The following is an 11,955-nucleotide window of genomic DNA, read 5'->3' as shown; positions in this document are numbered from 1 at the left end:
TCGGCGCGTCTGACGAGGGCATCGCATAGTTGCTTTCTCATCGCTGCGTCAGATCCTCAAGAGCCTGGCGGTAAGTCTCTTCATTGAGCGGGAGGTAATGCCACTCCATGCGGTTCTCCATGAAGGACACGCCTTTTCCCTTGGTGGTCTCAAGCACAATGACTTTTGGCTTCGTAACCGATACATCCAGAGCACGGCGAATCGCCTCCAGATCGTGGCCATCAATGATCTGGAGGGCCACGTCAAAGCCAGCGAGTCGTTCCCACAGGGGCGCCATCGAAGCAACTTCGATCGTCGAGCCGAAACCCTGCAGCCGATTGTGATCAACGATGATCGTCAGGTTCGCTAGCGCGTGATGGCAGGCGAAGATGAGCGCCTCCCAGGTCGATCCCTCCTGCCACTCGCCGTCGGAGGTGAGGCAGAACACATGGCCACTTTCCCCTTTCAGCGACAGGGCAAGCGCCGTGCCGGCAGCGAGGGAGAGGCCATGGCCAAGGCTGCCGGTGGCAAACAGCACGCCATCCATACCACTGGCCGGCGGGTGTCCTGCCAGCAGCGTTCCGTCTTTGTGGAAGGTCTCGAGGGTCTCGTCGTCTAGCCGGTTCGCGCTCCATAGAGCGACATACAGGGCTCCGGCAGAATGCCCCTTGGACAGGACGAAGTGATCACGCCTGTCGATCCGTTCGTTGAACAGCAAGGCCAGCACGTCGATGGCCGAGAGGTTGCCGCCGATGTGCCCGACGCCACTCTCGTAGTGCATACGAATCAATCGTTTACGAACGTCAGCTAGCCGTTTTGCATCGAGCGTGGTGTGCATGTTCATGGAGAGTTCTCTTCCCGGCGGCTGACCTGCCGAGTTGCAGCTGGCTGCCCGGTGCTCGGCGTCGATGGTATCGGCCGAACTCGCCACGGCCGTCGAAAAGGCGGCAGTGTAATGGAAGGGTCCTCCCTTCCTGCTATCAACGTGAACGATCAGGTCTGATTTCAGATGTTAACTTTTTGTCTCGACAACGTCATTCAACGGCATGAAGACGGTCGCAAGCATCGCCTCGACGCGCACGTGATCGCGACCATGCGACAAGCCATCGTTGCAGGAGAGGGCGCATGGCGGTCGGGGAAACTCGACGTGCCGACAGATGCTGCACCTTGTTGGCTACTCCACTCGTGCCTCTGGGGAGAGAAGAGTGACTCCCGGCCTATCCTCAGACCCACTTACGGCACATTCCATGGGTTCGCTTTAGGGGCATAAAGGTACCGGGGGCAGCTGCCGCATACCTGCGCTCCTTATCCCTGGGCGCGGAGGTGGCGCGCCGATGTTGGCGGACCGCACACCGTGAATCTGTTCGCACCATTCATTCGTCGCCCGATCGGCACTTCGGTGCTGGCGTTCGGCCTCGCGCTGGCCGGCTTCTGGGCGTATCTGCTGCTGGGCGTCGCAGCGCTGCCGTCACTCGAATTTCCGGGCATGGTGGTTTACACCGAATTGCCGGGCGCCAACGCGCAAACCATGGCATCGACGGTGGCTGCACCGCTGGAGCGACATCTGGGGCGCATTCCCGGCATCAAGGAGATGCATTCAGAGAGCAACGATGGCTCGACCTCGGTGCGCATCATCTTCAATTTCGGCAACAACACCGACAAGCTTGCGCGCGACGTGCAGGCGGCCATCAACGCGGCGCAGGCGGACCTGCCGGCCAATATCCCGATACCGCCGCGCTACTACAAGTTCAATACCGCCAACATCCCGGTGTTGCTGCTGTCGCTGACCTCCAATTCGTTGCCGCCGGACAGGCTTTACGACCTGGCCGACACGCTGATCAATCCGGCGCTCTCGCAGATTCCCGGCGTGGCGCAGGTGCGTGTTATCGGCGGTCGACCGAAGGCGGTACGCGTGGAACTGGACACTGGCGCGCTGGCAGCGAAGGGCCTGACCGCCAACGATGTGGCGAACGCGTTGCGCGCTGCGAATGTCACTTCACCCGAAGGCGCACTCACCGACGGCCACACGCAGATGACGGTTGCCGCCACGGATGCACTGAGCACGCCGCAGGAATTCGGCAAGCTGCTGATCGCCATCCAGAAGGGTTCGCAGGTACGCCTGTCTGACGTGGCCAAGGTGAGCACCGGCCAGCAGGATGAGTACCAGGCGGCATGGTTCAACAACCATCGCGCCGTCGCCGTGCGCATCAGCAAACGCCCGGAAGCCAATGCCGTCGCCACGGCGGATGCAGTGCGGGCGAAACTGCCGCAGATGCGCGCGTGGCTGCCGGCCGACCTGAAGATCACACCCATCTTCGACCTGACCCAGACCACCAAGTCAGCGCTGCACGAAGTGGAAGTGGCGCTGATGATCAGCGTCTTGCTGGTGGCGCTGGTGATGCTGGTGTTCCTGCGCCGGGTGGGGCCAACCCTGATCGCCATGCTGAGCGTACCGCTGTCGCTGGCGGGCGCGTTCACCGTGATGTGGATACTGGGCTTCACCCTCAATACCTTGTCGCTGGTCGCGCTGGTGCTGTGCATCGGCTTCGTGGTCGACGACGCCATCGTGGTGATCGAAAACATCGTGCGCCACATGGAACACGGCTCACCACCCTTGCAGGCCTCGCTGGATGGCGTGAAGGAAATCGGCTTCACCGTGGTCTCGATCACGCTGTCGCTGATCGCCGTCTTCGCGCCGCTGCTGTTCGGCAACAACCAGTTCACCATGCTGCTGCGCGAGTTTTCAGTCACCTTGACGGCCGCCGTGGTGATCTCTGCCGTCATCTCGCTCACGCTGACGCCTGCGCTGTGCGGCCGCTATCTCACGCTGGAAAACGCGGGCGGGCGCGTGCCCAATCGCATGGAGCGCGCGCTGGAACGGTTCGACCGCTGGCTGCATCACATCTACCAGACGGCGCTCGACTGGGCCATGCGGCACCGGCGCCTGATGCGCTGGCAGCCGCTCATCCTGCTCACGCTCACCGTGGGCATGGCGATGGCGGTGGTCAAACTCTACGGTTTCGATTTCATGCCGCAGGAAGACATCGGCATGATCCAGGGCGATGTGAAGGCGGACATCAATATCTCGCCCACGCTGATGGCCGAGCGCGCGAAGAAGGCGGCCGCCATCATGCTGGCCGACCCGGCGGTGCTGGACGTCACCACCTTCCTTGGCAGCGACAACGCCGGCGGTGCGGTGGGCAACCAGGCGACCATGTTCGTCGACCTCAAGCCGCGCGGCCATGGTGTCGGCATGCGCAACGAGTCGATCAAGGACACCATCGCGCGCCTCAACAAGAGTTACGAGAAGCTGCCCGACCTCCATGTGGCGCTCAATTCGATCGGTTTCTTCAACGACAACAACAATGCCAATCGCGGCAGCGAAAGCTTCCAGCTGATCAGCAGCGACAATGTGGACCTGCAGCCGTGGGCTTATAAAGTCACCCAGCAGATGCGCAGGCACAAGGAATTCCGCGACGTCAGCAGCGATTACGACGATGTTGACAAGCAGCAGATGCTCACCGTCGACCGCCTCACCGCGGGACGCCTGCAGCTGAGCATGGGCAATATCGATTCGGCACTGTACAACGCGTTCGGCCAGCGCCAGGTGTCGATCATCTACTCCAACATCAACCAGTACTGGGTGGTGCTGACCTCGTCCGCCGAACGCTCGCTCAGTCCCGACACGTTGCTCAATACCTATGTGCGCAGCGACAGCGGCAACATGGTGCCGCTGTCGGCCGTGGCGCATATCGAACAGGCGGTGCAGCCGTCGCTGGTCATCCACACCAACCAGCTCGAGGCGACGCAGATCTACTACAACCTCGAGCAGGGCCTGCCACGCGACAAGGCGACCGCGCTGATCGAGCAGATAGTGTCCGACGCGCGCCTGCCGCCTGGCATACAACTGGGCTACTCCGGCGACGCGCAGAATCTGCAGGAAACCAAGTCGAATGCAAACGTGCTGCTGCTCGGCTCGATCCTGGCGATGTATATCGTGCTGGGCATTTTGTACGAGAGCCTCGGCCACCCGCTGACCATTCTTTCCACCCTGCCGGCGGCGGGCGCGGGAGCCTTTCTCGCGCTGCTGGTCACCGGCACGTCGATGTCGCTGATGGCGATCATTGCGATCCTGATGCTGATCGGCATCGTGAAGAAGAACGCGATCCTGATGGTCGACTTCGCCTTGGTGGCGCAACGCGAGCACGGCATGTCACCACCGGATGCGATTCGCGAAGCGGCGCTGGTGCGCTTTCGTCCCATCACCATGACCACCCTGGTGGCGATGGGCGCGGCCCTGCCGCTTGCGGTCGGCTTTGGTATCGGCTCGGAACTGAGGCAACCGCTGGGTGTGGCGATCGTGGGTGGATTGCTGGTATCGCAGCTGCTGACCTTGCTGAGCACACCGGCGATTTACCTGTGGAACTACGACCGGAAGCTGCACAAGGAAGCCCGGCGGGCGAAGCGGGCGGCCAAGCGGAGGCTGAAGGTGCAGACGGCGGCGGGCTGAGGGGTAGGGTAGTTTCGCTGGGATCGTCGCGACCGCTCTTTTGTAGGAGCGCACTGTGCGCGGCCAGCCGACGGAGCGGTGCACCAACACGCCGCGGTCGCGCACAAGTGCGCTCCTACAAGGAAGACGCAGGCCTGTGCGGGGCGGATCAATCTTGCCGGTCGGCGCTTCTGTGGGAGCGCACCCTGTGCGCGACAAACCTACGGAGCGGTACACCGCAGCGTGGCTGTCGCGCACAGGGTGCGCTCCCACAGGCAAGCGCCAGGCCCAGGATCACGTGCCATGCTCGGGCAAGGCCAAAGCGCAGCGAGGCCCCGCCTTAAGTCCTCAGCGATTCGGGCGCGTTGCGCAGCGCTTGGAAGTATCCGCTGTGTACCCTCGGAGGTTGTCCCATCAGACGCGCCTCGAGCGTTCGGGCTTATCCCAACACGATGCTGCGGGCGTTTTAGGCCATTTTCTTTGGGTTACTTTTCTTTTGGGCCAGCAAAAGAAAAGTGACTCGAGCGGCGGCAGCCGTTCGAAACGCCCGCCGCGTAGGCGGCACCCTGGCCTCAAGGCAACAACCAAAGACTGAAGAAGCAGGATGACCAGCCTTCGCTGTTGAAAAGCGCCTCCGGCGTACGGCGGAATGACGAGCAAAAGGGCTAACGGCGGCAAGAAAACGAGCAAAAGCAAAAGCCCTGTCCGCACCACGACGACAAGCCCAAAGTCCACCTCCCCCACCAAACCCACCTCCAAAAACCCCGTCACCACTAACCCTCCCCACCCGTGCCTTCCGGCACGGACCGACTTCAGGCACATTCGCCCATGCCGCCAATGCAGGCATAAATGGCACTATGTGCGGGCTCTTTGCCTTGCTTACGTGAACGTACGCCCTCGCTGATGGTCTGCCTGGGTAACGGCGCGCGCCATAACCGGTATGGAAACCTGAGTGAATATCTTCGCCCCCCTCATCCGTCGCCCCGTGGGCACGTCGCTGCTGGCGCTTGGCCTGCTGCTTGCGGGTGCGTTCGCATATCGCCTGCTCGGCGTGGCTGCACTGCCGTCGCTGGAATTTCCCGGCGTGTATATCGTCGCCTCGATGCCGGGGGCGAGCGCGCAGACCATGGCGTCCACCGTGCTCGCGCCGCTGGAGCGCCATATCGGGCGTATCCCGGGCATCGACGACATGTACGGCAATGCATCGGAGGGTTCGGCGTCGATCCAGGTGCGCTTCACCTTTGATCGCACCGCCGACAAGGCGGCGCGCGACGTGCAGGCAGCGATCAATGCGGCCCAGGCCGATCTGCCGGCGCTGCCCAGCCCGCCGCAGTATTTCAAGTTCGACACCTCGCAGATTCCCATCCTGCTGGTCTCGCTGACCTCGACGGGGCTGCCGCAGGACAAGCTGTACGACCTCACCGATACGTTGCTGAAGCCGGCGGTGGCGCAGATTCCTGGCGTCGCGCAGGTGCAGGTATTCGGCGGCACACCGCACGCGGTGCGCGTGGAGTTGGATATCAACGCGCTGGCCGCGAAGAATCTCACCGCCAATGACGTGCGCAATGCGCTGATCGCGGCAAACGTGACGTCGCCGCAAGGCATCCTCACCGATGGCCGCACCCAGATGACGGTGACGGCCAACGATGGCCTGAGCGAGGCGTCCGATTTCGCCAACGTGCTGATCGCGTCGAGGAACGGTTCGCCTGTGCGCCTTTCCGACGTGGCCAAGGTGACCAGCGGCCAGCAGGATATCTATCAGGGCGCCTGGTTCAACGCCCAGTCGACCGTGGCGATGCAGATCAGCAAACGCCCCGAAGCGAACGCGGTGGAAACGGTGGACGAGATCCGCCGACGCCTGCCGGAGTTCCGCCAGTGGATGCCGGCGGATGTGCAGATCACCCCGATCTTCGACCTCACCACGACCACCAAGTCGGCCTTGCACGAAGTCCAGGTCGCGCTGCTGATCAGTATCGTGATGGTGGTGCTGGTGATGCTGGTGTTCCTGCGGCGCATGCGGCCCACGCTGATCGCCTCGCTGAGCGTGCCGCTCTCGCTGGCCGGCGCCTTCGTGGTGATGCTGGCGCTGGGCTATACGCTCAATACCCTGTCGCTGGTGGCGCTGGTGCTGTGCATCGGCTTCGTGGTCGACGACGCCATCGTGGTGATCGAGAACATCGTGCGCCACATGGAGAAGGGCGAAGCGCCGTTGCAGGCCGCCTTGATCGGCGTGCGCGAAATCGGCTTCACGGTGGTATCGATCACGCTGTCGCTGGTGGCGGTGTTTGCACCGCTGTTGTTCGGCAACAACATGCTGATCATGCTGCTGCGCGAGTTCTCGGTGACGCTGACGGCGGCAGTGGTGATCTCCGCCCTGGTCTCGCTGACGCTGACCCCGGCGCTGTGCGGCAAGCTGCTCAAACATGAAGAGCCCGGCGAGCGCACGCCCGGCCGCATGGAGCGGGCGCTGGAGCGCTTCGACAAGGGCCTCCACCGCGTGTACGAGCGCTCGCTGGACTGGGCCATGCATCATCGCCGCGTGATGCGCTGGCAGCCGCTGGTGCTGTTGATCGCCACCTTCGTGCTCGGCTGGGCCGTGGTGGCCACCGCGGGCGGCAACTTCATGCCCGAGGAAGACATCGGCATGCTGCAGGGCGATATCCGCGCCGACGCCAATATCTCGCCCACGCTGATGGCCACGCAGGCGCAGAAGGCCGCCGACATCATGAAGGCCGACCCAGCGGTGCTCGATGTGCTCACCACGCTGGGTGGCAACGATGGCAACGGCGCCGTGGGCAACGCGGGTACCATGTTCGTCGACCTGAAGACCAAGGGCAGCGGCCCGAACGATCGCCACGACAGCGCCAAGGTGGTGATGGAGCGTCTGTCCAAGCAGTACGACGCGTTGCCTGGCATACGCGTCTCGCTGAGCCTGGTGCAGTTCCTCGGCGGCGGCGGCAGTGGCGACAAGGGCGGCGCCTACGAATTTCAGCTGATCGGCAGCAATGGCGAAGACTTGCAGCCGTGGACGCTGAAAATGGTCCAGCAGATGCGCAAGACCAAGGAATTCCGCGACGTCGGCAGCAACTTCGACCTGGTCGGCAAGCAGCAGCAGCTGAAGGTGGACCGCAACGCTGCCGGACGTCTGGGCGTGACGATGGGCGATGTGGACACCGCGTTGCTCAACTCCTTCGGTCAGCGCCAGGTGTCGGTGATCTATTCGGACATCAACCAGTACTGGGTGGTGCTCACTTCGAGCTCGGCGACGTCGCTGAGCCCCGAAGCGCTGCTCAATGTGCGCGTGCGAAATGCGCAGGGTGAAATGATTCCGCTGTCGGCGATCTCGCGCATCGAGCCCAATATGAGCCCGACCCGCATCCGCCATCACAACCAGCTCGAAGCCTCGACCATCAACTACAACCTGGCCAAGGATGTCACCCAGGATGTAGGCACCCGGCTGGTGGAGAACGCGGGCATCATCGTGGGCCTGCCCGAAGGCGTTCGCATCGAATGGACCGGCCAGAACCAGCGACTGCAGCAGGCCAAGAGCAACGGCATGGTGCTGCTGATCGGCGCGATCATCGCCATGTACATCGTGCTGGGCATCCTCTACGAGAGCCTCGGCCATCCGCTGACGATTCTCTCCACGCTGCCAGCCGCCGGCGCCGGCGCCTTCCTGGCGATGCTGGTCACCCAGACGCAGCTCACCCTGATGGCAATCATCGCGATCCTGATGCTGATTGGCATCGTGAAGAAGAACGCGATCCTGATGGTCGACTTTGCACTCGTTGCACAACGCGAACGCGGCTTGTCGCCGCCTGACGCGATCAAGGAAGCCGCGCTCGTGCGGTTCCGCCCGATCACCATGACCACGCTGGTGGCGATGGGTGCGGCGCTGCCGCTCGCCATCGGCTTCGGCGTCGGTTCGGAAATGCGTCAGCCGCTGGGCGTCGCCATCGTGGGCGGGTTGTTGGTATCGCAGCTGTTGACGCTGCTGAGCACGCCGGCGATTTATTTGTGGAATTACGATCGCAAGATTCGCAAGGAGGCGCGCCGGGTGAAGCGGGCGGCGAAGAGGGCGTTGAAGGCGCAGACGGCGTTGGGGTGAGGCGCGTCGGCCCTATTTAGCCCCAGTTGAGCGCCATAGCCCAGTGCGTGGCTGCTTTCTGTAGGAGCGCACTGGTGCGCGACCGGCCAACGGAGCTGTACACCCACGCGCTGCGGTCGCGCACAAGTGCGCTCCTACATGGGTTTCGCTCGCTCCCGGGTCGCGTCGGAGAGGTGGGGATCGTCATTTTGTGGGAGCGCACCCTGTGCGCGACAGCCACGCTGGGGTGTACCGCTCCGTCGGTTTGTCGCGCACAGGGTCCGCTTCCACAGACAAGCAGGTCCTGCCAAGGCGAGATCAATCCTTCGGACTCGTACACGCCGCCACCCTGGCCCCCTCAACCTGCGCTACATCCTTCCCGCCAAAACTCACACTCGCCGTGTAGTGCTCCGCGGAATCAAACTTCACCCGCCCTCGCGCAGCATCCGTCAAACCCGAACACTGTAACGACCAACTGAGCGCCGTACTGCTGCGATGCTGGTCGACGCGTTCGCACTGGCCATAACCAGGCACGGGTAGCTGGGCAAATTCCACCCACGGATCCGGGCCTTCGTCCACGCAATGCCAGCTCACCTGTGGCTCGCCTTGCTTGCCGTGATCGAAGACACGCGTGGTGATCTTCCAAAGTCCCGGCATCGCCTGAAAGTCGCCGGGGTCGGCATGGCCCGGTTCGCCGATGAACGCCGCACCCAGCAACACCAGGATCGCGACGAAGCGCGACACCGCGTGACCGCGACGGCCGTCTGCGGCGGAACTTGAAGGATTCATAGTCGGCAGTACCTCCAACGCACGAAAGACCCCACCCGCTTTCGCGGGCAGGGTCCGGTCCGTGCTATTGCATCAGTCCTGTGTTTCAGCTGCTGCGTAGCCGTGGCCACGGCCATCGCTGCCGAACGAGAACATGTTCATCAAGTTGCCGATGGCCGGCGCATTGAGTGGCACATACGGATTGTTGGGCAGCGACACCGGGTTGGGCAGGTTGTCGCGACTGCGATGGGAAATGGTCTCGCGCAGGCCCCAGTTGGCTTCGACGAATTTGTCGAAGGACACATGGTCGTAGTACGTGTGCACCACGCGGCCGCCTTCGGAGTAGCGCGAGATCACCAGCATCGGGATGCGCGTGCCGTCGCCGAAGAAGTCGATCGGCTGCACATAACCCGAATCGTAATAGCCGCCGCCTTCGTCAAAGGTCACCATGATCACGGTGTCGTTCCACACCTTCGGGTTGGCCTTGGCGAGCTCGACGATCTTCTTCACGTAGCCTTCGAACAGATCCAGCTTGGACGAGGCCGGGTGGCCGTCCAGGATGCCGTCCGGCTTGGCGATGGAAACCGCCGGCAGCGTGTCGTTCTGGATGTCGTTGTAGAGATCGGTGATGTCCTGGTTGTTCGCACGCAGCTTGGGATTGGTCATGACCTGCGTGGAGTACAGGAACGGATCGCAGATATTGCAGAACGTGCCCGCTTCGCCGTTCTCCTTGCCGCTGGCATAGCCTTCGCCGTAGTACTTCCACGACACGTGATGGCGATTCAGCAACAGCGCGAGGTTGTCCTGACGCGTCGGCGGGATGGTGAACTGCTGCGCGCCCAGCGGTGCCGGCGTGCCGTCGCCGAGGTAGCCCGGGTTGTAGTTGTTCACCAGGTAATAGGCGTTCTTCTTGCAGTCGGTGCCGTGGAAAGTGCGATACGGCAGGGACTTCAGATAGTCCTTCACGACGCCCACGCCGGGCTGCGTGTCGTCCGCGCAGTTGACGTAGGAACCGCCGCTGTAGCCGTCCTGCACATACCAGTTGTTGGTGCCCGCCTGCGCGTCCGGATTCTCGATCTGGTTCGACGGCGGCGTGGCGGGGTCGCCATTGCCATCGGCGTAATAGATCAGGTCACCGAAGCCCAGCATGATGTGGTTGGCGCCCGTGCCGCCCATCACCGACTGGTGGAAGTTGTCGCTCAGCGTATAGGTGCGGGCGAGCTCGGCGAAATAGGGCGCGTCACCCTTGGCGATGTTGAGGAACTGCATCGCGGTGGAACCTTCGCCCGTGGTCTGGTCGTCGAAACCGGCCGGCTGCGTCTTGCCATTGGTGCCGGCACCGATCGTGGTTTCCACCCACGGGAACAAGTCCATGCGACAACCGCTGGGATTCTTCGCGGTGCCTGCGTGGACATCGCAGTCCATCTGCTGCCACATCTGGAAGAAGCGATGCACCGGGCTATTGGCGTAATCGTCGTAGCTGATCGATGCGTGCATATCGACGGGCGCGTTGGCCAGCTGCGACGGGAAGCGCGTGTCGACCACGTCGTTGGGCAGGCCGGTGCCGCCGGCGGCGAGTTCGCCGTACGCATCGGACGGGAGTGCCGGCTCGATGGCCTGTGCCTGCGCGGCTGAAGCAAACGGTGCCTGCGTGGGCACACCGCCGGTATTCATCAGCGGCAGCGTGGCGTACGCGGTGGTGTGCTTGGGCGCCAGCGCAAACTTGCCGGTGCTGGTCGCCTGCCACTGCCTGGCAGCGGCGACATTCGGGCCCGGCGTGCCGTCGGCATTGACGATGCCTTCGGACAGCAGGTTGTGCACGCTCTGTCCCTTCGGCGGCGTGTACGTGGCGTAGACGTGATCGAACGTGCGGTTTTCACCGATCAGCAGGATCACATGCTTGATGGGTGTATTGGTGCGATCGTCGTTGCTGTCGTCGCCGCCCGGCCGGTGCAGCACGGTGACGCCAGTGGCGGGAGCCTGACTGGTCGAAACAGCATTCTGATCGGTGGAGTTGCTCTGGGCGCTCACCACGCCGGCAAGGCCGACGGAAAGCGTACCAATGACAAACGGCAACAGCCGCTTGCGAACGTGCGTCATGGACATGACTTCGATCTCCAGCAGCTTCTGAACGAAGGCTGCGCCGGTGTTCCCCCTGATTAGCTGGCACCTGTTCGCAACCTTTGGCGGCGCCAGCCGGGGGCGAGTCTCGTCCGCACAGATGACGGACCCTTGGCGCTTTTGCGACAGGAATTTCCGGTTAGATGACAGTGGGGAGACGTCGCAAGGGCTTGCGTGTCAATGGAGGCTGCGATGGCCTGTACACGTTGGCTTGCGGGCGCTTGCCGCTGCGAGACGATTGCGCATCAGCAAGAAATTGCCTTTGCGATGGATCGATTAGATCGTGCGATGGCGCACGTTTGGACGTCTTATTGGTTTGAGATATCGCAGGATTGGGTGCTTCGCCACGTTCGAGTTGCGCCCCTGACTTGCGCGTGATCGCCGGCGCGGCGGCTTGGCTGTGGGAGCGCACCTTGTGCGCGACCGCGGCGTTTGGGTGTACCGCTCCGTAGGCTGGTCGCGCACAAGTGCGCTCCTACAGAGAGCGGCCCGGCAACCACGAGCTGCGTGG

At 63.0% G+C, this 11,955-nt stretch carries 5 protein-coding genes; 2 read left to right on the top strand and 3 right to left on the bottom strand.

Annotated features, from left to right (window positions below; all coding sequences use genetic code 11):
• Positions 1-37: 37 nt before the first annotated feature.
• Positions 38-823: a transketolase gene (locus AB4Y82_RS05630; protein ID WP_441601877.1), complete on the bottom strand. Its 786-nt coding sequence runs from the start codon at positions 821-823 to the stop codon at positions 38-40.
• 510 nt (positions 824-1,333) lie between these two features.
• Between AB4Y82_RS05630 and AB4Y82_RS05625 the strand changes: the two genes are divergently transcribed.
• Positions 1,334-4,489, top strand: a complete 3,156-nt coding sequence (locus AB4Y82_RS05625; RefSeq protein ID WP_441601876.1) for an efflux RND transporter permease subunit — start codon at positions 1,334-1,336, stop codon at positions 4,487-4,489.
• A 931-nt stretch (positions 4,490-5,420) separates the two neighbouring features.
• The gene (locus AB4Y82_RS05620; RefSeq protein ID WP_441601875.1) at positions 5,421-8,576 is read left to right on the top strand and encodes an efflux RND transporter permease subunit; all 3,156 of its coding nucleotides are present in this window, start codon (positions 5,421-5,423) and stop codon (positions 8,574-8,576) included.
• Between the two features lie 297 nt (positions 8,577-8,873).
• On the opposite strand, the gene AB4Y82_RS05615 is transcribed toward AB4Y82_RS05620, so the two are convergent.
• Positions 8,874-9,344 (bottom strand): DUF3617 domain-containing protein, encoded by a 471-nt coding sequence (locus AB4Y82_RS05615; protein ID WP_441601874.1) that lies wholly within the window; start codon positions 9,342-9,344, stop codon positions 8,874-8,876.
• A gap of 72 nt (positions 9,345-9,416) precedes the next feature.
• Positions 9,417-11,429, bottom strand: a complete 2,013-nt coding sequence (locus tag AB4Y82_RS05610) for an alkaline phosphatase family protein (RefSeq protein WP_441611152.1) — start codon at positions 11,427-11,429, stop codon at positions 9,417-9,419.
• Positions 11,430-11,955: the final 526 nt, after the last annotated feature.

This window comes from Dyella sp. 2YAF14 (assembly GCF_052114725.1).
Taxonomy (GTDB): domain Bacteria; phylum Pseudomonadota; class Gammaproteobacteria; order Xanthomonadales; family Rhodanobacteraceae; genus Dyella.
This window is presented reverse-complemented; position numbering and strand designations above follow the sequence as displayed.